We start from the raw sequence: 19,985 nt of genomic DNA, 5'->3' as shown, positions 1-19,985 counted from the left end.
TCCATCCCGCCATACCGTGCCTTCAGCTTGTAGAACGTCGCCGGGCTGAGCCCGTGCCTGCGGCACACCTCCGCCGTCGCCATCCCGGCTTCCTGTTCCTTGATCATCCCGATGATCTGCGCATCGGCGAAGCGGCTTTTCCTCATCTCGTCTGCTCCTCAGGTCGGGCAGACTCTACATCACGGCGAGGGAGCTTACGGGGGGCAGGTCATCGATCGTCCAGAACCGGGAGGAGCCGGGCCAGAACTTCCGGGCCCACTGTGGAGGGGACCAGGAGCCGCCGCCCGTTCCTCAGCACGATCTCGAGCTGCATGTCAGCTGTGTCACGCCCTGCCACCGGTGCTGCTGCGGGCATTGCCGCGGGCGGCCCTGGCGACAGCGTCAGCGGGATGAACGCAGGCCCCGCGTCGCTCCCGACCGCGCCGTCTCGATACTGACGCCGCCATATCGTCAGCAGAGAACGTGACACACCATGCCGCCGGGCCGTCGCCGACACCTGACGATGACCCAGAAAGCTCTCCTCCACGATCCGGATCTTGTCGGCATCGCTCCAGTGTCGCCGACGCGCGGCATCCGCGGCAGAAAGGACTTCAATCTCGGGTCTGAACCTATGGTCGGCCATAAGGTCGGCTTTATCATCGGCGTCGAAATCCGGTCAGACGGCCGCCACCGTAGGCTTACGAACGTGGCGCTGCCGCCCACTGGTGCTCCTTCAGAATGCTATGATCTGCTCGTCACTGAACCTGCTCTTCCGCATGCGCCTGTCTCCCTCGTTGGCGACAGGCTAACCTCAGAGCGGACGTTTCAGGGAGCAAGGTCAAACGCGACGAGGATGCCCAGATCCGTTGCGCACTCTCACGTAGGAACGGGCGTGCAGGCCGCGACGGCCTGCCGGATGGTGGCTGCTGCCTCCGTGTCCGCGGCGGTGGCCACGTATGCGGCCATCGCCTCCATCACTTCGGGGTCATCACGATACGGGACCGACTCCGCCGGTGGCGCGACAGCGGTCAATGTCACTTCGCCCGCGAGCGCCTCGCGGTCCTGCTGCCACTGCGCTTCGATCGCTGCCCTGAGATCGGCAGGAAACAGCACGATCGGACCCCGCTTCCGCCTGGACGTGGCGTTGAAGAGGTCGAACAGCTGGCGAACGCGCACGAAGAGGCCCGGCTCGATCCCTCCGGCCTTCAACTGCCGCATGATCGAGAGTTGCTCCGGGGCATAGGCATGGGTGTTGACCCAAGACGCCGCGCGTGCCGCCCGCACCAGGGCGCCGGCGCCGACCCGATGCAGGAGATGCGGGACGATTCCCTCGCCGGCTACGACGGATTCGAAGTCGTGAAGCTCAAGCTCGCCCAACTCGCGGAAGGGCGCCATCAGGCCGCGGAACCCACGCTCGAGATACGCGCGGACGGCAAAATGCCGTTCCGGGGGTGCATGGAACCCGTTGGGTTGAGAAACCGCCTGCTCGTAATAGGAGGCCAGCCAGCGCGACGGGCACCGCAGATAGCAGATGAAGCGGATGTCGTGCGTTTCACTGAGTTGACTGAACCGCTCCCTCCGCGCGTCCTCCCCGTAGAGCGACTGCACCTCATGCGAGAGGAGCAAGGTCGAACCGGGAGGATCGCGCAGGCTCTGCGCGATCGCCCGGTCGTAATCGATCAGATGAGGGCTGCTGGGACGCGGCAGCTTGTAGAAAGTCTGCAGCAGATCGTCGTGCGGAATCCGCTCCTCGATTACGGCGCGGCTGACGCGTGGTCCTGGCGCGGGAAAGCGTATCCCGTGCCGGAGCAGTTCTGAGGTTCGACCGCGGAGGAATGCCTGGATGGAGCTTGATCCGGTTTTCGGAAGACCCAGGTGAAAGACGCAACTATGCCGTGGGGCCATGCCTGACCTTCCCCCGCCGAGAGCCTCGTTGATGCGACCGACGGAAAATCAGTCCTTGACGATGCGGAACCCCCGCCGGTCCAAGGCCGCGATCACCTTGTGGGCGAGACGCAGGCGATCGTCCTGAGTCTTGCGGAACTCGTCCCTTACCGTCTCCGGTGTGGCATCCGGATCAATGTCCTTCACCTCGAAATGGGTGAGGGTCCAAGCCAGTGCATAGGCCGGGTTGTCGGTCGAAGCGGTGGTGGCCTCGTCAATCTGCGTCGTCATCGCAATGCTTCCTCTCAAATAGCATGTCAGCGAGATCCTCGCCAAACGGCTGGATGCGACACCCCGCACTCTCGATCAACCTGTCCTTTCCGGCAGTTGTCCTTTCGGACAGTTTGCCTGCGGCCGATTATAAGCCAAGAAGCGTAAGGGGCCGATTCCCTGATCTCTGATCCCAATTAGAAACATTTGAAGCATGGTGGTTGCAATGAAGAGAGCCCTGATCACAGGTATTACCGGCCAGGACGGCTCCTATCTGGCGGAGTTGCTGCTGAGAAAGGGCTACGAGGTCCACGGGATCAAGCGGCGTGCCTCGCAGTTCAACACGCAGCGGATCGATCATCTCTATCAGGATCCGCATGTCCCGGACCCGCGCCTGCATCTGCATTACGGCGATCTCAGCGACAGCACCAACCTGATCCGCATCATGGCCGAGGTGCGGCCCGACGAGGTCTACAATCTCGGAGCCCAGAGCCACGTCGCGGTCAGCTTCGAGGCGCCGGAGTTCACGGCCGATGTCGACGGCCTCGGCGCGCTGCGGCTGCTGGAGGCGATCCGGCTCCTCGGCCTCGAGAAGAAGACGAAGCTCTACCAGGCCTCGACCTCGGAACTCTACGGACTGGTGCAGGAAACGCCGCAGCGGGAGGCGACGCCCTTCTACCCGCGCTCGCCCTATGCGGTCGCCAAGCTCTACGCCTTCTGGATCACGGTGAACTACCGCGAAGCCTACGACATGTATGCCTGCAACGGGATCCTCTTCAACCACGAGAGCCCGCGCCGGGGCGAGACCTTCGTCACGCGCAAGATCACGCGGGGGCTGTCGAACGTTGCCCTCGGGCTGGAGCCGGCGCTGTTCATGGGCAACCTCTCGGCGCTGCGCGACTGGGGACATGCGCGCGACTACGTCCGCATGATGTGGATGATGCTGCAGCAGGACGAGCCGGACGACTACGTCATCGCCACCGGCGTGCAGCATTCGGTCCGCGACTTCATCCGCTGGTCGGCCGAGGAACTGGGCATCGGCCTGGAGTTCGAGGGCGACGGCGAGGGCGAGGTCGGGCGCGTCGCCGCGGTCAAGGGCACGATGGCCCCGGCATTGCGGTCGGGTGACATCATCGTGCGGGTGGACCCGCGCTACTTCCGTCCGACCGAGGTGGAATCGCTGCTGGGCGACCCGAACAAGGCGCGCCAGAAGCTGGGCTGGACGCCCGAGATCGACGTGCGGACCATGTGCTCGGAGATGGTGATGGAGGATCACCGCGCGGCCCGGCGCCATGCGCTGCTGCACAAGCACGGCCTCTCGCTGCCGGTGAGCGTCGAGCGATGAGAACCTTTGTCGCCGGTCACCGCGGGATGGTCGGCTCGGCCATCCTGCGGCGGCTGCAGGCGCAGGGGCGCGAGACCCTGACCCGCAGCCGCGCCGAGCTGGACCTGACCGACCAGCGGGCTGTCCGCGCGTTCCTGCAGCAGGAACGCCCCGACGCCATCGTCCTCGCCGCCGCCAAGGTGGGCGGGATTCACGCCAACAACGCCTACCCGGCCGAGTTCCTCTACGAGAATCTCATGATCGAGGCGAACGTGATCCATGAGGCGCATGCCGCCGGCGTGGAGCGGCTGCTGTTTCTCGGCTCGTCCTGCATCTATCCGCGCGACGCCGCCCAGCCGATCGCGGAGGAGGCGCTGCTCACCGGGCCGCTGGAGGCGACGAACGAGCCCTATGCGATCGCCAAGATCGTGGGTATCAAGCTCTGCGAGAGCTATAATCGCCAGCATGGCCGCGACTATCGCTCCGTCATGCCGACCAACCTCTACGGGCCGGGAGACAACTTCCACCCCGAGAACAGCCACGTCCTGCCGGCGCTGATCCGCCGCTTCCACGAGGCGAAGACCGGCCACGCGCCGAGGGTCCGGATCTGGGGCAGCGGCACGCCCCGGCGCGAGTTCCTGCATGTCGACGACATGGCCGAGGCCTCGGTCTTCGTCATGGACCTCGACCGCGCCACCTACGAGGCGAACACGCGGCCGATGTTGAGCCACATCAACGTGGGCGCGGGCGTGGACGTGTCGATCATGGACCTGGCGCGGATGGTCGCGGCGGTCGTGGGCTACGAGGGCGCGATCGAGACCGACCCGACCAGGCCCGACGGCACCCCGCGCAAGCTGATGGATGTCTCGCGCCTCAGCCGGATGGGCTGGACCGCGCGGATCGGCCTCGCCGAGGGCCTGCGCGAGACCTACGCGTGGTTTCTTCGGCATCAGGACAGCGTCCGGGGGGTTGCGGCATGATCCATCAGGAGAAACCTGCGGCGGGCGCGCCCGTCCGCGCGGGGGAAATCGTGCCGGTGCTGCTCTCGGGCGGCTCGGGGACGCGGCTCTGGCCGCTCTCCCGGCGCAGCTTCCCCAAGCAGTTCGCCGCCGTGCTTCCGGGCGGGTCGCTGTTCCAGAAATCGGCGCAGCGCCTGTCGGGACCTGCCTTCGCATCGCCGGTGGTGGTGACCAGCAACGACTTCCGCTTCATCGTGACCGAGCAGCTGGCCGGGATCGGCGTCGATCCCGCCGCCGTGCTGGTCGAGCCGGAGGCCCGCAACACCGCGCCCGCGATCCTCGCGGCGGCGCTGTTCCTGGCCGAGCGCGATCCACGGCAGCTGATGATCGTCGCCCCCTCCGACCACGTGGTCCCGGACGCCGAGGCCTTCCGGGCCACGCTGCTCAAGGGCATCGACGCGGCGCGCAAGGGGCGCATCGTCACCTTCGGCGTGCGGCCGGACCGGGCCGAGACCGGTTACGGCTATCTCGAGATCGACCATGCCGCGGGGGTGGATGGCGTCTGGCCGCTGCGGCGCTTCGTCGAGAAGCCCGACCGGCTGACGGCGCAGTCGATGATCGAGGACGGCGGCTTCCTGTGGAACGCCGGGATCTTCCTCTTCGAGGCTGGCGTGGCCGTGGCGGCCTTCGAGGAACATGCGCCCGACCTCGTCGGGCCGGTGCGGAACGCCGTCGCGGGCGGGCAGCATGACCTCGGTTTCCTGCGCCTCGATCCGGCCGCCTTCGGCTCGGCGCGATCCGTGTCCATCGACTACGCGGTCATGGAAGCGGCCTCGAACCTTGCGGTCGTGCCCTTCGAGGCCGCCTGGTCCGACCTCGGCGACTGGAGCGCGGTTGCCACCGGCATGGGCGAGGACGCCGACGGCGTCGCCTGCGGCGGCAGCGTCACCGCCATCGACTGCCGCGACACGCTGCTGCGGTCCGAGAGCGAGGGGGTCGAGCTCGTCGGCCTCGGGCTCGAGAACATCGTTGCCGTGGTGACCGACGACGCCGTCCTCGTGGCCGACCGCTCGCGCGCGCAGGAGGTGCGCCGCGTGATCGAAGTGCTCTCGGCCAAGGGCGCCCGGCAGGCGACCTCGTTTTTGCGCGACCACCGCCCCTGGGGCTGGTTCGAGACCCTCGCGCTGGGCGGCCGCTTCCAGGTCAAGCGCATCGTCGTGAATCCCGGCGCGGCGCTGAGCCTGCAGAGCCATGTGCATCGGTCGGAGCACTGGATCGTCGTGTCCGGCACCGCGGAGGTCACGGTCGGCGAAACCGTCCGGCTGCTGACGGAAAACGAATCCGTCTACATCCCGCTCGGCGCCATTCACCGGCTGAGCAATCCGGGCAAGCTGCCGATGGTGCTGATCGAGGTGCAGACCGGGGCCTATCTCGGCGAGGACGATATCACCCGCTACGAGGATCGATACGCCCGCGGGTGAGGCAGATGGAGCCCTCACGTTTGCCAAGGAAGGTGCCTCGGGGTGCGAAAGGATGTGTAGTGCAAGAGTGTCGAGTAGGACTTTATTCATTTCCCAAATGCGGCAACACATGGCTGCGCGCCATCGTCGCCGCGATGGTCGGAATCCCGCAACAGCGCGATGACCTGCAGAATTATCTGACCGACATCTACCAGGGCGTTCCCTACGAACATTCATGGGACTTCCAGGGCCGCCGCTGGTATTTTTACAAGGCGCATCATAACCGGGTCCTCGACCGCCATGAGGGTCGGCCGCTGGCGACCGACAAGGTCATCTACATCTATCGCCATCCGCTCGATGCGTTCCTGTCCTATCTGAACTTCGCCTCCGCCAAGGTCGCGCCGCAGGCCGGCGATCGCTTCCCCATCGCCGTTACCTCGGTGGATGAACTGAGCGCGGAGGAAATGGAGGTGTTCTTCGGCATCTTCCTCGAACACGGCACTCTGCTGCCCCATGTCGAGGATTACGGCTCGATCTTCGAGCATGCCCGCCATTTCATCGACCTCGCCGCCGGGGGCGAAGCCGTCCACGTCCTCCGCTACGAGGATCTCTCCCGCGATTTCGAAACCGAAGCTCGCAGGATCGCCGGTTTCCTCGGTCTGGATGACATTGACCCCGATCGCGTGTTCGAGGCCGCGGAGGCGCGGACGCGCAAGAACGGGCGCTTCTTCTGGAAGCGCAAGGTCGAAAACTATCGAAACTACCTGACCGACGCCCAGATCGCCCGGTTCGAGGCACGCTATGCGCCCGAACTGCGCCGGTTGGGATACGGGCGCGACCCGGCTGCCCCGCCGCAGCGTGCCGCCATCAAAGTGTGAAGAGACGAAACATGCTCGATTCCGAAAACGAAGACGAAACCGACCTGCTGCCCGCGGACTGGCTCACCGAGGGGGTGGCCGAGGCGGGCTGCCGCGACGTGGACGATGGAACGCAGCTATCGCTCCGGGCCGCGCCCGGCATGAAGTATTTCGGCGTGCGGCTGGCGGCCAGCCGGGTCGCGCCGATGTTCTCGCTGGCCCGCGTCTCCTTCGACTACCGCATCGTCAGTCGGACTGGCATCGCCGGCCTGCACGTCGTTCTGCGCGAATGGCGGCAGGCCGGGTCATTCAACTTCCAGTCCCAGAAAGTCCTGCCCCTAATTCCGGCGATGGCGCGCGCCGAGCTGTCCCTGAGCGTCCGCGAACCGGGCATGGTGGTCGAGCCGGTCCTGCTATTCGAAGCCGCGGCTCGGGAGGATCTCTCCGCAGCAACCATCCTGATCGAAGATCTCTGTTTCGAGGTGACATGATCGCGTTTGAAGCCCCCTTGGCAGCCGGCCCGGCCGTGCCGCCGCGTCCCCTGGTGGTGATCGTCGGCGGCGAGGAAGCAGACCGCCTCGCGGCCGTCGCGGCTCTTCCGCTCGCCGACGCGATCCTGATCGGTCATCGGCAGCCCGTCGCCGACGACCTCGCGCCTCGTGCGCGGCGGATCGACGATATTTCCGCCGACCTCCTGGACCCACCCGGAGGGGTCCGGCAGGCCGAACTCGAATCGAGCCCGGTCACTCGCGCCTTCATCATCGCCCTGCAGGAACGCCGCGCCCACCTGCTGCTCCTCGACCTGGATCGCGCCAGCGACCTGGGTCCGCCGGACGTTGAGCGGGATGCGAACGTCGCGATGACGATCACCGCCGTCGAGAGGCTGATGCGGCTTCTGGACGAGCACAACCTTCCCCTCCGCATCGACAGCCTGAACAGCGAATGCCCGGTCTCGCTCGCGGTCGGATGCGGGATGCTGTCGCCTGCGACGCTGGGCGGGGCGGGCGTGTCGGTCGTGGTCGTGCCGCTGATCCCCCGCGACTGCGACGCCGCGGTCGAGAACTTCGCGCTGTGGAACGACCGGCAGTGCTACCCCCGCGACAGCCGCGGTGCGCCCACCACGGACCTCGCCTTCATCTTCAACTGCCCCGCCGATCCCGAACTTGAGCGGCGGCTTCAGGACGCCTTCGCCGCCTCCCCCGCCGCGCGCCGCTGTTTCCGGGCCATGCGCGTGGCGTTCCTCGGCCTCGAGGGCGAGGACGACCGCTATATCCGCCGGGCCAGTGGGCCGATGCCGCGCTACGGCTACAAGGCCGGTCCGAACCTGCTGTTCTTCGGTGCGCTCGCGCAGTTGCGAGCCTGGGGCTACAAGGGCTTCGCGGCGCTGACGGAGGTGGACTGCCGCCCGCTGCGCCGTGGCTGGCTCGACGCGCTGGACCGCCTCGCGCGGCGCCATCCCGATGCCTGGATCATCGGCAGCATCTATCGCGGCCACGGCGTCCTTGGCGACAGCATCAAGCGGCATCTGAACGGCAACGCGCTTTATGGGATCGGCTCGCCCGGTTTCCACGACTTCCTGCACAAGGGCTATCTCGCCTGGCTGCAGGTGCAGATCACGCAACGCGAGGCCGACCTCGCCTTCGACACAGCCTGGGACCGGTTCATCTGCAGCGCCGATCCCGAGCGGGCGAACAGGGCCGAGTGGCGGGTGGCGCAGCATGTGCTGCCCCGCTTCATCACCTGCGACGAGATCGTCAACATCGCCGGCGACCCGGAAATCCGCGGCCAGATCGCCTTCTCGCGCGAGACTCTGCGCCGCGCCTTCCCGGCCGCATACCTCGTCCACGGCCCAATCGCGGCCGAGGATCGCAACACCGACCTTACGACGCTGCCTGAGGCCCTGTCGCGCCTGGCCATCGACAGCGCCATCGGCCATGCCGCCGAGGGCCTGAAGATCGAGGAATGGCTCGCAGCGCCGGGCCTCTCGCGCCGCGGCGCTGCGACATGGCACTTCGCCTTCGCAGGCCCGGAGACCGTCGCCGGCCTCCTTCTCGCAGCGCCGAGCGGACTGCTGGAGGCGGAGGTCCGCCTCGTCGCCCATGTCGCGGTGCGGTCGGATCGCCGTACCATGCTGCGCTTCACGCTGGTCCCCGATGGCGAGACCTGGCGCGCTTCCTCGCGCGACATCTTCCTTCAACCGGCTGTCACCAAGCGGTTTCGCATCGAACTGGGGCTGTCCGAAGGCGCGCGCATGGTCGGGTTCCGCGTCTGCCCGGCCTCGGTCGATCAGACCGAAGCCCTCACGATCGACTTCGATGAGTTGCGCTTCGAGCGGCTTGACCCGGACGGCCGGCACGAGGGCGGTCTGTCGTTGGGCCTGACGTCGCTGGAGGCGGCGAACTACGGCGCGCTTTCGGTCATCGGCAGCACGCCGGTGCCGCCCGAGGGAGGCAGCGCGCCCGCCGCCATCGCCCCGGCCGTCAAGCCGAAGGCGCCGCCGGTCTGGGTTCCGCGCCTGACGCTCTCTGACGCGGACGAGTCCGGTCTGCGGCGCCTCTCCATCCTCGCGCCGGAGGGCAGCCGGGAGCTGGCGTCGTTGAGGATCGCGGAAGGCCGGATCGCCGGGTTGGCCCTGAACGCGCCGGAGGGCCAGTCGCCGCGGGAGATTCCCGAACCGCGCAGCGGGCTCGACCTCGTGTCCTTCGCAGACAGCGAAGCGGCGGACCCGCAGCGCACAACCGTTGAGACGCTCGCCGCTCACTGGGACCAGATCACCGCCCTGGTCGCAGCGAACGGGCAGCATCAATACCACGAGGTCTCGCCGGACGCAGCCGCGTCTGCAAAGGCCGAGCCAGCGGGCCTGCTCGAAGCCATCGACCCCCTGTGGCATCAACCCGGAGGCCGCGCCGAGATCGCTGGGATTCTCGCGGTCGTTCTCGATGAGGACTCGGCGTCGGACCTCCCCTTCTCCGGCCTGTTCCGCTCGCTCCGCCGCATCGCCGCGGATCAGGACCGCGCCGCCGCCTGGCGGGTTGCCCAATCTGCCATCGAAGGCCGCGGCGGCGCGCTGCCCCGCGGCGCGGCGGTGGCCGTGGCGGGCCTGCTGGATGATCGCGGGCGGCTTCAGGCCTTCGCCAACCACCTCGCGGCCTCCGGCGCCCATGAGGCCGCGGCCGAGGTCTGCCGTATCTCCGTGGCCTTGGGTCAGGCGCCCAGGGACGCCTATCTGGTCCTCGCCCGCAGCGAGGCCGCGCAGGGCGCGAGCGACGCCGCCGGCGTCACGCTGCAGCTCGGCGCGCGCCGATATCCGGCCGATCCCGCGCTCAACATGGATCTGGTGAAATGGCATGGCGCGCGGGGCGAGGCCGATCTTGCGGGCGACGCGGCATGGCGGCTCGCCCAGACCCCGCAGGAGCACCCCGACGTCATCGCGGAGCTCGCCAGCCGCCTTGTCCTCGCCGGTCGGCATGACGACGCCATTACCTTTGGCCAGGACTACCTGACGCGCAAACCGGACCTGCGCCTCGCGCTCAGCATGCTCGACGCCGCGGCCCAGGCGCGGCGGCACGCCGACGCGCTGCGCATGGCCCGCAAGGCGGTCGAGCTTGGGGCATCACCGCGGCAGGTGGCCGGTCCCGTCATCTCGGCGGCGGCGCGGTTGTGGGAGGTTGATGGAACCGCCCGCTTCACCGAGGACCTTCTGACCCGAGGCGGGGAAGCCCGGCTGCTGCCAACGCTGCTCGATGCCCGCCTGCGGGTCTTCGAGGAGCAGCGCGACGTCGGCGCCATCGACGCGGCCGGGGCGGCCGAGCTGCTCAACTGGATTCATGCGCGGCGCCAGAGCTTCGACAACCGCCTCGAGACCCGCGCGCTCGAGCTTGCCGCCTGGTGCGGGCTTCGCCCTGCGCTCGAACGGGGCCTCCGCGAATGGCGGGCCGCGCCCACGCCGCAGGAGGCGGCACGGATCGGACGCGCGCTTCTAGCCGGCGCGGACCGCGACCGGGTTCTGCCAGAAACCGCAGCGGAACTCACAGAGTTGCTCGTTACCGCGGCCGCACGGGGCCCTGACGGCCATTGCGAACTGCTCATCGCGGTCGAGATCGCCCCCGAGTCGCCCGCCCTCAGGCTCGCGGCACAGCTTGCGGGCTTTGAATGCGGCGACCCGGCCCTCGTCAGGCATCACGGGCGGCTCCAGCCGGTGGAAGCGTTCGACCGCCCGCTGCCGCTCTGGCCGCTGCGAGGCGGCGACGCCGCCTGGCCCCGCGATCCCATGGCAGCCTTCGCCGAACGCGAGGCGCGTCAGGCGGCGGCTCGGCTGAAACAGTCGCCTGAGGCCGTGGAATGGCCGCGGATCGCCGTGGTGATGCCGTCGCTGAACGCGGAAGGCACCATCGACGCAAGCCTCCTGTCGATCCTGAATCAGGGCTATCCGAGCCTTGAAGTCACCGTGGTGGACGGAGGCTCGATGGATGGCACGCTCGACGCCCTCGCGCGCCATGCCGACCGGCTGCGGGTGATCGTCGAGCCGGGCCTCAGCCAGAGCGGCGCGGTATCTCTGGGCTTTCGGAGGAGCGAGGCGGACCTCTTCTGCTGGCTCAACGCCGACGACCTGCTGCTGCCCGGAGCGCTGTTCGCCGTTGCGGGGACGTGGCTGGCCTCGCGCGCCGATGTGATCGTCGGCGACTGCCTGCATTTCCGCGAGGGCAGCATCGTCGACCTCGTCACGGCCGATCGAAAGCACCCGCCCCTCGATCTGGCGCGACTGTTGGACGTCGAACGCAACTGGCTCGACGGCCGCTATCTCACCCAGCCCGAGGTATTCTTCACGCGGGCGGCCTATGAAAGGGCTGGCGGCACGATCGACGGCGGCCTGACCTACGCGATGGATTACGACTTGTGGCTGCGGATGGCCGCGGCGGGAGTGCAGTCCGTGACCCTGCCCCGTCCGCTGGCCGCCTTCCGCCGCCACGCGCAGCAAAAGACCGCGCGCCAGTTCGACGCCTTCGCCGAGCTTGTCTCGGTGCGAAATTCGCATCCAGCCGCGCCGCGACGCGCCGACCGCGCCTCCGAGATGGCGCGCGGGACGCTGGCCCTGTGCCCGTGGGATGCGCCCGAAGGCTCGCCGCTCGACCGTCTGCTGGCGGGTGGCAAACCGATCCGCCTGCCCTGTGACAGCGACGGCGAGGGCCGCGGCGCCGTGCTCCTGCCGCCGTCGCTGGCGCGAGAGCATCCTGGGCCGGTCCTCGACATTCTCGGCCTCGGCGGCTGTCTTCCTCAGGCTGCGGCGGTCGCGGAGCAATTGCGCTTGCGTGAAGGCGGTTCGGCTGCCTGGGTCTGGACGCCCGAGGTCGAGTTCACCGCCAAGCTTCGGCTGTCGCGCCTTTTCGGCAGTGTCGTGCCGACGGACGCGGCGTCCGGGGCGTATCTCCACCACCTCGACCCGCGGTTGGCGGAACTTCCCGAATGCTCGACCCTCGATCCGCTGCGCCGCGCGCCCGCAGTGCGGCGGGGCGATATCGGAGCGTTACCCCGCTGGCTCCACCTGTCCGCGGGGGACTCGTTCTCCTCTTACCTGTCTCACGGCGCCCGTATCCTGCGGCCGGCGTCGCTCTACAGCCTTGCTCAAGGCGACAGCGACACGGCGCGCGGGTTTCTGGCCTCCTTCGACATCGTCTCGATGAGCGCACCGGGGCACGGCATCCCCGGCCTGGCGCATGACGCGGCCGCTCTCGGATGCCGGACGCTGGTCCTGACTCCAGGTCAGCGGCCCGGACTCGTCGACGGCGGGGGCATCCTGCTCGCCCCCCCGCCGGTGACCGAGGCGCAGGCAACAGCGACGATCACCGCGGCGAAGCAGCTCCCGCCCGCGTCGACCGGGTCGGCCGCGCATGATCTCGCAAGCCGCACGGCGGTGTTCTTGGCGGCGTCTGGCTGACCTCCTGCTTCTACGAGCTTGAGTTCCGCTGGTCGATGCGGTCCCGGATACGGCTCCACGGCAGCAGCATGTGGGCGCATGGGCGCAGCAGCTGGAGAATTGGCGCAGACACAATTACGATCGCCCCCATAGCGCCATCGATAACAAGGTCCCGAGCGCGCTGCACTTCCCCGACGGCGCCACTAGCCCGCCGTCGTGACAAAGCCCGAAAACTCCTGCCTCGGGCGGTCCAAAGTTGTTAGGCAGGGCAATGTCACCGCCGGCTCTGGTTGCAGGTGGATGAGGGTCGGGGGTCACAGCAACGGGCGCCATCCCCGCGGCTGCTGCCCAGCTCGAGACGTCGATCGCTGCATTGTTCCGGGACTGGCTGACCCTTCATGAGGCTGAATGGTGAACTCGCCGAACTGCCCGTGCCGATCTTCGAGGCCGAGGTGGATCGTCTGTCCGGCATCGAGGCCGCGATCATGCACACCCCCTCCGCGAACGCGACGGACCTGCAGATGAAGATCGCCACCTTCACGGCCTGGGGCGACTTCGAGATTGCCAACTGCGCTCATTCGTCGGCCGACATCATCTGGAACGAGCTGCGCACGCTGACGGGGGTGAGAGCATGAGCGGGCGCACCGTTCACGAGCACCTCTTGGCGGCTACCAGCATCCTTCAGATGGCGGTTATGACAAGGGACACCGCGCTCGAGCGCGGCCATGTGGGAGGCCTTCTACATGCATAGTCCCGCTATGGAGGAGGCGCTCACCCTCATCATCAGCACGCTGGGTAAGACAGAGAACATCTGACGCGCCGTCGCACTGTCCCAGATGCCCCCGCATCTTCCCGCTCATGCAGGGGGAAATTGCGGGGGACCGTATCGGCGCCTCTTACAATTTCTTAACAAAACCAGAAATTTATACAAGACAGTGGCGGACGGTGAGGGATTCGAACCCTCGAGACGGTTCCCCGCCTACACACTTTCCAGGCGTGCGCCTTCGACCACTCGGCCAACCGTCCGTGACAGTTCGTCTAGCGGCAGCCCTGCCGCGCTGCAAGTCAGAGCTTGGAGATGCGGCTTTGCAGCTCGGCGAGCTGGCGGCGGATCTCGGCCATTTCGGGGTCGTCGCGCGGGGGGCGCGGCGGGGCCTCCTCGTCCCCGGGCGCGGGGCCGGTTCCCGTCGCAGGCCAGCCGGCCATCATGGCGCGCAGGAAGGCCTGCTGCTGGCGGCGCAGCGCCTCGAAGCCGGGCATGCTGCTCATCGGATTGGGGAAGGCGGAGAGGTTCTCCATCATCTTCGACTGCCCGTCGCGCAGCATCTCGAAGCTCGCGGCAAGGAACTGCGGCACGACGCTGCGGGCGCTCGTGGCGTAACTGCGCACGAGGTCGGTCAGCACGTCCACGGGCAGCACGTTCTCGCCCCGGCTTTCGTGCTCGGCGATGATCTGCAGCAGGTATTGCCGGGTCAGGTCGTCGCCGGACTTGAGATCCACGATGCGCACCTCGCGGCCCGCGCGGATCGCAGCGGCGATGTCGTCGAGGGTGACGTAGTCGCTGGTCTCGGTGTTGTAGAGCCGGCGGCTGGCGTAGCGCTTGATGAGGAGCGGCGGCCGGGTCGCGTCATTCGCGCGTGCATCACGTTCATCGGCCATCCCGCCCTCCTTCGCGTCTGCGGCAAGTCTGGCCCCGCCTAGCTGCAGATGCAAAGGCTTTTCGACCGGCCTCCCTGGGGTGGACGGCAGGCATGAAAAAGGGGCGGTCGCCCGCCCCTTCCCGGTCTCGCCGCAGCTGCAGCAATCAGACCTTGTCGGCCTTCGGCGCGGCTTCGGGCTTGCGGCCCACGCTCGCGGCGACGTTGGTCGCGGCGTTCTGCGCGTCCTTCGTCACGTCGCGGCCGGCCGAGAGCATCAGGTCGACGGTGTCCATCTGGACCTTCTTGGCAACCTCGGCATAGGCGGCCATGTGCTCGGAGGCGAGCTCGGCGGCCGCGGCGGCGAAGTCGCTCATCGCCTTGGCGTAGTCGGCCGGCTGGTCCTTCTGGGTCATCATCTCGCCCATGCGCGAGATGCTGTCCTTGGCCCACTGGGCCGAGATCTCGGTCGACCGCTCGGCCGCCTGCAGGGCGACGCGGGCCATCTTCTCGCCGAGCGCGGCCTGGGTGCGGAACGTCTCGTTCATGGACGAGGTGTCGACGGGCATGTTGGCCAGCATGTCCTGCATGGCCTTGGTGTAGTCGGTGGTCTTGATCATCTGCGTCACCTTCGGGTCAGTGTGGAAACGGACGGCCTCGGGCTGCCCGCGGGTATCACGTCATCACATATACATGCCGCACCGCAGCATTGCAAGCCGGTTTTGCCGCAGCGCAGCATAAATTCACCCCTGCGGCCTCAGGTCGCGGACTCGTGGACATAGCTCCCCGGCGCCGGGGCAATGCCGCCCTCGGGCTCGCGCGCGGTCACCATCTGGCCGGAGCGCGGCGTCAACCATTCGGTCCAAGTCGGCCACCAGCTGCCCTCGTGGAACGCGGCCCCCTCGCGCCAGTCCTTGGCGGTCGCGTCAAAGCCGGCCTCAGAGGTATAGTGGCCATACTTGATCCGGTTCGGCGGGTTGATGATGCCGGCGATATGGCCCGACTGCGACAGGATGAAGGTCCGGTCCTCGGCCCCGGTCTTCGAGAAGCCGCGCCAGCAGTCGAGCCAGGGCGCGATATGGTCGCCCTCGCAGGCGATGGAGCACATCGGCAGGTCGATGTCCGACAGCCGCACCCGCTCGCCCAGCACCTCGAGGCCCTCGTCGGTGGCGAAGGCGTTGGTCACGCAGATGCCGCGCAGATATTCGACCGCCATGCGGCCGGGCAGGTTGGTGGCGTCGGCGTTCCAGTAGAGCAGGTCGAAGGCGGGTGGCGTCTCGCCCAGCATGTAGCTGCGGATCGCCGGGCCCCAGATCAGGTCGTTGGCGCGCAGGAAGCTGAAGGTCCGCGCCATGAGCTGCGCCCCGAGGACGCCGGTGCGCGCCACCTCCTCGTCGATGCCCGACAGGAAATCATCCTGCAGGAAGGTGGTGAACTCGCCCAGCTCCGAGAAGTCGGTGAGCGTGGTGAAGAAGGTGGCGCTGTTCACCCGCTCGTCGCCGCGCGCCTTCAACACGCCGAGCCCCATCGACAGCGCCGTGCCGCCGATGCAGTAGCCGACCACGTTCAGCTTGTCCTGCCCGGTGCGGGCCAGAACCTCGTCCATCGCGCGGATCTGGGCTGCGACATAGTCCTCCATTCCGGTGTCGTTCATCGACGCATCGGGGTTCTTCCAGCTCACCACGAAGAGCGTGAGGCCCTTGTCTACCAGATACTTGATGAGGCTGTTCTGCGGCTTCATGTCGAGAATGTAGAACTTGTTGATCCAGGGCGGGAACAGGATCAGCGGCAGCGCGTGGACCTTGTCGGTCGTGGGCGCATACTGGATCAGCTCGAACATGCGGTCCTGCAGGACCACCTCGCCGGGGGTAGTGGCGATGTTCTCGCCGACCGTGAAGGCCGACTTGTCCACCAGCGAGACCATCAGCTCGCCCTGCCCGCTCTCGACATCGGCGACGAGGTTCTCGAGGCCTCGGACGAGGCTTTCGCCCTCGGTCTCGATCGCCTTCTCCAACGCGTCGGGGTTGGTGGCGAGGAAGTTCGTCGGCGACATCATGTCGATGATCTGCCGCGAGAACCACGCGATGCGGCGCTTGGCGACCGGGTCGTCGACCTCGAGGTCGGCCACCGACCGGGCGAGCGCATCCGCATTGATCTTGTACTGACGCTTCAGGAAGGCAAACCACGGGTTGCTGGACCAGAGCGGGTTCTTGAAGCGCGGATCGGCCGGGCCCTCGTCGGGCGGCGCTGACAGGCGGCCGCGCGCAAACTCCCCCTGGACCTCGGCATAGTGGCGCAGCGTCTCGCCCCAGTAGCGCGTCTGCGCCTGGATCACCTTGACCGGGTCCTCGACCCAGTTCCGCGCCCAGGCCTGCGCCGCGGTGACGTAGAAGTCCGCCCCCGGTCCCTGCACCCCGGCCGCCGGCGAACGTCGCTGTGCAAGGGCCTGCATCAGCCTCATCGACAGTTCCTCGATGCGGCCGATGTTCTCGGCCATCTTCTCGGGCAGCAGGCTGGCCCCCGGCAGACCGTCGAGCGCATGCCGCGGCGCGGCGCCACCCTCTGCCGGCGGAGCGTCGGCGGCGGCCGCTTCCGGCGCTGCCCGCGCCTCCGCGGCCTCCGGCGTTGCGGCCTTCGGCGTGCGGCTCCGCTTCGGCTGCTCATCCGTGGGCGATTCGGCCGCGACGGGGGCCGCCTTGCCGCGGCTCGGCGGCGGCTTTCCCGGCCCGTCCGCCGCCGCGCCGCGCGACTTCTTCGCGTCTGCAGCATCCTCTAGCGACGTTTTTGCCGCATTGCGGCGACGGCGCGTCGGCGCAGGGTCCTCGGAGCTTGCCATGATATCCGCCCTCCCCTATTTCACCCAGAATAAGGCGGTGAACCGGATGCCGACAAGCCGCGTTTTCGCCGCAGTGCCGCAGAAGTCGCCATAGCGGCTCGGAAGGTTGACGATGGATTTCATTTACCGCGGCATGGCCCGCTACGACGCGATGGAAGCGCTGCGCAACAGCGCCGAGTGGATGGGCGCGAGCGCGCGTGCCCTCGCATCCTACCCGGCCTTTGCGCTGATCCCCCACCCGGCCTTCAAGGTGATGTCCGCCTGGGGCCGCGTGACCGAGCGCAGCTTCGCCCGCATGGTCATCAAGCCCGACTGGAACATCCCCGCGATCGCCGGCCCCGGCGGCCAGGACCACATCGTCTACGTGGACCGGGTCCTCAGCCGTCCCTTCGGCGACCTGCTGCATTTCCGCGTCGCCCGCCGCGAGGTGAAGCGCAAGATCCTGCTCGTGGCGCCGATGTCGGGGCATTACGCGACGCTGCTGCGCTCGACCGTGGTGTCGCTGTTGCAGGACGCCGAGGTTTACATCACCGACTGGCACAACGCCCGCGACATCCCGGTGAGCGAGGGGCATTTCGACGTCGAGGACTACACCCGCTACCTCGTTGACTTCTTCGCCCATCTCGGCCCCGACCTGAACGTGGTCGCCGTCTGCCAGCCCGCGCCGCTCGCGCTCGCCGCGACCGCGATCCTGGCCGAGGAGAACCCCGAGGCGCAGCCGCGCTCGCTCATCCTCATCGGCGGGCCGATCGATCCCGACGCGGCCGCGACCGAAGTGACGGATTTCGGCAACCGCATGACGATGGGTGAGATCGAGCATCTCGCGATCCAGCAGGTCGGCTTCAAGTATCGCGGCGCGGGGCGCATGGTCTATCCGGGCCTGGCGCAGCTCGCCTCCTTCATCGCCATGAACACGGGCACCCACGCGCAGGCCTTCATCAGCCAGATATTCGCCGAGGCCCGCGGCGAGGCTACACCCAACGACCGTCACAACCGCTTCTATGACGAGTATCTCTCGGTCATGGACATGACGGCCGAGTTCTACCTCTCGACCGTCGACCGGATCTTCCAGCGCAACGAGATCGGGCGGAACAGCTTCACCATGGCCGGCAAGCCGGTGGACATCGGCCGCATCGACCGCAGCTGGGTGATGACCGTCGAGGGGGCCGAGGACGACATCTCCGCGCCCGGCCAGTGCGTCGCAGCGCTCGGCCTCTGCACCGGCGTGCCCTCTGAGCGCAAGCGCAACCATCTCGAGCCGGGCGCAGGCCATTACGGCATCTTCGCCGGCAAGAGCTGGCGGCTGAACATCCGCCCGGCGGTGCTCGACTTCATGGACGAGGCGGCGGGCATCGAGCGCAGCCGCACCCGCGGCGCCCCGCCGGTGTCGCTGGCGGCCGTGAACGACGCGCCGGCCGCGTCCACCGGCCGGCTCGCCGTCTGACAGGAACCGCGCCGCCCATGCGCCGTTGAACGGGGCAAGCGCCGCACCCTCGCGGCGCGCCCTCAACGGAGCACGAGATGGCCGACGACAAGACCACCCAGTCCCCCGCCCAGCACCGCGCGACCTTCTGGACGCGGCTCAAGGGCATCAACGCCGGCATGCTCGGCCTGCGCTCCGACCAACACTTCCAGCCAATGTCGCACCAGATCACCGAAGACGACGATCGGGCGCTGTGGTTCATCACCGCGCAGGGCACCCATCTTGCCGAGGCCGTCAGCCGCGGCGCGCAGGACGCCATGCATCTTGTGGCGGAGGGCAGCGGCAAGCTCTACGCCAGGCTCGAGGGACGGCTGGAGCTGTCGAACGACCAGGCGAAGCTCGACGAGATCTGGAGCCAGGTGTCCGCCAGCTGGTTCGAGGAAGGCCGCGACGACCCGGACGTGCGGCTTCTGAAGTTCACCATCTCCAGCGGCGAGGTCTGGACGACGACCGGCGGCCTCGGCTTCCTCTACGAGGTCGCCAAGGCGCGGGTGACGGGCGCCAAGCCCGACATGGGCGAGCATTTCGAACTCTGAAGCCGCTCCGGCGCGGGCCTCACGCCCGCGCCGTGACCTCCGCCACGGCCGCCTCGATCAGCGCGAGGCAGTCCGGCGTCGAGAAGCGGTGGTCGGCGCCCTTCACCAGCGTCAGGCGCAGGTCCCGCCCCTCGGCGCGGTCCAGCAGCCGCAGCGCCCAGTCCACGGGCACCTCCGCATCCGCCGTCCCCTGCAACAGCCGCACCGGCATCGGCAGCCCGAGCGGCGCGTCCATCAGCAGATGCCGCCGCCCGTCCTTGATCAGCCGCCGCGTAAGGGGATAGGGCTCGCCATAGTCGCTCTGCCGCAGCACCACACCGTCGCGCATCAGCGCCGCGCGCTCCTCGGCCGAGAACTCCGCCCAGAACCCCGCTTCGGTGAAATCCGGCGCCGCGGCGATACCCACCAGCCCCGCGACACGCTCCGGCCGCTCGCGCGCCAGCAGCAGCGCGATCCAGCCGCCCATGGACGATCCGACCAGCACCTGCGGCCCCTCGGTCACGGCATCGATCACCCCCCGCGCATCCTCGAGCCAGTCACCGATGCAGCCGTCCTCGAAGCGCCCGCCGCTCTCGCCATGCCCGGAATAGTCGAACCGCAGGAACGCCCGCCCCTGCGCCCGCGCCCAGGCGTCCAGATGCAGCGCCTTGGTCCCCTGCATGTCCGAGTTGAAGCCGCCGAGGAACACGATTCCCGGCCCCTCCCCCTCGACCCGCTCATAGGCCAACCTGCGCCCCTGCGCCGTCGTCAGAAAATCGGCCACAGGCCCCTCCTTCTTCTGTCTGCAAATATCCCACGGGGGTCCGGGGGTGTGAAACCCCCGGCCTTCGCATTGACACCACCCCA

Annotated in this window: 17 protein-coding genes and 1 tRNA gene; 9 read left to right on the top strand and 9 right to left on the bottom strand. The window is 68.1% G+C overall.

Translation table 11 applies throughout. The annotated features are described in order from the left end of the window. The 4 genes from GI374_RS15910 to GI374_RS15895 form a co-directional block, all read right to left on the bottom strand. Positions 1-146: transposase (locus GI374_RS15910; RefSeq protein ID WP_154338035.1), on the bottom strand; the 146-nt coding region annotated here is incomplete at its 3' end. Between the two features lie 62 nt (positions 147-208). After that, positions 209-622 carry a transposase gene (locus GI374_RS15905; RefSeq protein ID WP_154338034.1) on the bottom strand — a complete coding sequence of 138 codons (414 nt, stop codon included), beginning with the start codon at positions 620-622 and terminating at the stop codon, positions 209-211. A gap of 233 nt (positions 623-855) precedes the next feature. Then, positions 856-1,884, bottom strand: a complete 1,029-nt coding sequence (locus tag GI374_RS15900; protein ID WP_154338033.1) for a hypothetical protein — start codon at positions 1,882-1,884, stop codon at positions 856-858. Positions 1,885-1,932: 48 nt separating this feature from the next. Then, positions 1,933-2,154, bottom strand: coding sequence for a hypothetical protein (locus tag GI374_RS15895; protein ID WP_154338032.1), 222 nt, complete (start codon positions 2,152-2,154; stop codon positions 1,933-1,935). A 205-nt stretch (positions 2,155-2,359) separates the two neighbouring features. Between GI374_RS15895 and gmd the strand changes: the two genes are divergently transcribed. The 7 genes from gmd (at position 2,360) to GI374_RS15860 (ending at position 13,282) form a co-directional block, all read left to right on the top strand. Beyond that, complete coding sequence (gmd, locus tag GI374_RS15890) at positions 2,360-3,478, top strand: GDP-mannose 4,6-dehydratase (RefSeq protein ID WP_154338031.1); 1,119 nt, start codon at positions 2,360-2,362, stop codon at positions 3,476-3,478. Next, a complete protein-coding gene (locus GI374_RS15885; protein ID WP_154338030.1) occupies positions 3,475-4,437 on the top strand; it encodes a GDP-L-fucose synthase in 963 nt (320 codons plus the stop codon). The genes gmd and GI374_RS15885 overlap by 4 nt, the downstream gene beginning before the upstream one ends. Next, positions 4,434-5,897 carry a mannose-1-phosphate guanylyltransferase/mannose-6-phosphate isomerase gene (locus tag GI374_RS15880; RefSeq protein WP_154338029.1) on the top strand — a complete coding sequence of 488 codons (1,464 nt, stop codon included), beginning with the start codon at positions 4,434-4,436 and terminating at the stop codon, positions 5,895-5,897. The genes GI374_RS15885 and GI374_RS15880 overlap by 4 nt, the downstream gene beginning before the upstream one ends. Before the next feature lie 5 nt (positions 5,898-5,902). Then, positions 5,903-6,754 (top strand): sulfotransferase domain-containing protein, encoded by an 852-nt coding sequence (locus GI374_RS15875; RefSeq protein ID WP_255453735.1) that lies wholly within the window; start codon positions 5,903-5,905, stop codon positions 6,752-6,754. 11 nt (positions 6,755-6,765) lie between these two features. Next, complete coding sequence (locus tag GI374_RS15870) at positions 6,766-7,224, top strand: hypothetical protein (RefSeq protein WP_154338027.1); 459 nt, start codon at positions 6,766-6,768, stop codon at positions 7,222-7,224. Between the two features lie 35 nt (positions 7,225-7,259). Next, positions 7,260-12,668, top strand: a complete 5,409-nt coding sequence (locus GI374_RS19890) for a glycosyltransferase (RefSeq protein ID WP_154338026.1) — start codon at positions 7,260-7,262, stop codon at positions 12,666-12,668. Between the two features lie 377 nt (positions 12,669-13,045). Next, on the top strand, positions 13,046-13,282 hold the full coding sequence (locus GI374_RS15860) for a hypothetical protein (RefSeq protein ID WP_154338025.1): 237 nt from the start codon (positions 13,046-13,048) through the stop codon (positions 13,280-13,282). 301 nt (positions 13,283-13,583) lie between these two features. Here GI374_RS15860 and GI374_RS15855 read toward each other — a convergent pair. From GI374_RS15855 to phaC, 4 genes are all read right to left on the bottom strand, one after another. Then, positions 13,584-13,673, bottom strand: a tRNA-Ser gene (locus GI374_RS15855). Positions 13,674-13,712: 39 nt separating this feature from the next. Further along, a complete protein-coding gene (gene phaR / locus GI374_RS15850; RefSeq protein ID WP_154338024.1) occupies positions 13,713-14,306 on the bottom strand; it encodes a polyhydroxyalkanoate synthesis repressor PhaR in 594 nt (197 codons plus the stop codon). Between the two features lie 145 nt (positions 14,307-14,451). Then, on the bottom strand, positions 14,452-14,904 hold the full coding sequence (locus GI374_RS15845; RefSeq protein ID WP_154338023.1) for a Phasin: 453 nt from the start codon (positions 14,902-14,904) through the stop codon (positions 14,452-14,454). A 137-nt stretch (positions 14,905-15,041) separates the two neighbouring features. Further along, complete coding sequence (gene phaC / locus GI374_RS15840) at positions 15,042-17,120, bottom strand: class I poly(R)-hydroxyalkanoic acid synthase (RefSeq protein WP_154338022.1); 2,079 nt, start codon at positions 17,118-17,120, stop codon at positions 15,042-15,044. A 112-nt stretch (positions 17,121-17,232) separates the two neighbouring features. On the opposite strand from phaC, the gene phaZ reads away from it, so the two are divergent. Both phaZ and GI374_RS15830 read left to right on the top strand, forming a co-directional pair. Next, entirely contained in the window at positions 17,233-18,564 is a 1,332-nt protein-coding gene (phaZ, locus tag GI374_RS15835) for a polyhydroxyalkanoate depolymerase (RefSeq protein ID WP_229583402.1), read from the top strand. A gap of 77 nt (positions 18,565-18,641) precedes the next feature. Further along, the gene (locus tag GI374_RS15830) at positions 18,642-19,139 is read left to right on the top strand and encodes a pyridoxamine 5'-phosphate oxidase family protein (protein WP_154338021.1); all 498 of its coding nucleotides are present in this window, start codon (positions 18,642-18,644) and stop codon (positions 19,137-19,139) included. 19 nt (positions 19,140-19,158) lie between these two features. On the opposite strand, the gene GI374_RS15825 is transcribed toward GI374_RS15830, so the two are convergent. Beyond that, positions 19,159-19,902: an alpha/beta fold hydrolase gene (locus tag GI374_RS15825; protein WP_370515407.1), complete on the bottom strand. Its 744-nt coding sequence runs from the start codon at positions 19,900-19,902 to the stop codon at positions 19,159-19,161. Positions 19,903-19,985 lie beyond the last annotated feature (83 nt).

The organism is Paracoccus sp. S-4012, assembly GCF_009674885.1.
In the GTDB taxonomy this organism is placed as follows: Bacteria; Pseudomonadota; Alphaproteobacteria; order Rhodobacterales; family Rhodobacteraceae; genus Paracoccus.
Note: the sequence above shows the minus strand (reverse complement) of the source record. Positions and strands in the feature narration are given on the sequence as shown.

Excerpts from the sequence above, each read along its gene's own strand:
- GI374_RS15905 (WP_154338034.1), bottom strand. The coding sequence starts at position 622 with ATGGCCGACCATAGGTTCAGACCCGAGATTGAAGTCCTTTCTGCCGCG.
- GI374_RS15900 (WP_154338033.1), bottom strand. The coding sequence starts at position 1,884 with ATGGCCCCACGGCATAGTTGCGTCTTTCACCTGGGTCTTCCGAAAACC.
- GI374_RS15895 (WP_154338032.1), bottom strand. The coding sequence starts at position 2,154 with ATGACGACGCAGATTGACGAGGCCACCACCGCTTCGACCGACAACCCG.
- gmd (WP_154338031.1), top strand. The coding sequence starts at position 2,360 with ATGAAGAGAGCCCTGATCACAGGTATTACCGGCCAGGACGGCTCCTAT.
- GI374_RS15885 (WP_154338030.1), top strand. The coding sequence starts at position 3,475 with ATGAGAACCTTTGTCGCCGGTCACCGCGGGATGGTCGGCTCGGCCATC.
- GI374_RS15880 (WP_154338029.1), top strand. The coding sequence starts at position 4,434 with ATGATCCATCAGGAGAAACCTGCGGCGGGCGCGCCCGTCCGCGCGGGG.
- GI374_RS15875 (WP_255453735.1), top strand. The coding sequence starts at position 5,903 with ATGGAGCCCTCACGTTTGCCAAGGAAGGTGCCTCGGGGTGCGAAAGGA.
- GI374_RS15870 (WP_154338027.1), top strand. The coding sequence starts at position 6,766 with ATGCTCGATTCCGAAAACGAAGACGAAACCGACCTGCTGCCCGCGGAC.
- GI374_RS15860 (WP_154338025.1), top strand. The coding sequence starts at position 13,046 with ATGAGGCTGAATGGTGAACTCGCCGAACTGCCCGTGCCGATCTTCGAG.
- phaR (WP_154338024.1), bottom strand. The coding sequence starts at position 14,306 with ATGGCCGATGAACGTGATGCACGCGCGAATGACGCGACCCGGCCGCCG.
- GI374_RS15845 (WP_154338023.1), bottom strand. The coding sequence starts at position 14,904 with ATGATCAAGACCACCGACTACACCAAGGCCATGCAGGACATGCTGGCC.
- phaC (WP_154338022.1), bottom strand. The coding sequence starts at position 17,120 with ATGGCAAGCTCCGAGGACCCTGCGCCGACGCGCCGTCGCCGCAATGCG.
- phaZ (WP_229583402.1), top strand. The coding sequence starts at position 17,233 with ATGGATTTCATTTACCGCGGCATGGCCCGCTACGACGCGATGGAAGCG.
- GI374_RS15830 (WP_154338021.1), top strand. The coding sequence starts at position 18,642 with ATGGCCGACGACAAGACCACCCAGTCCCCCGCCCAGCACCGCGCGACC.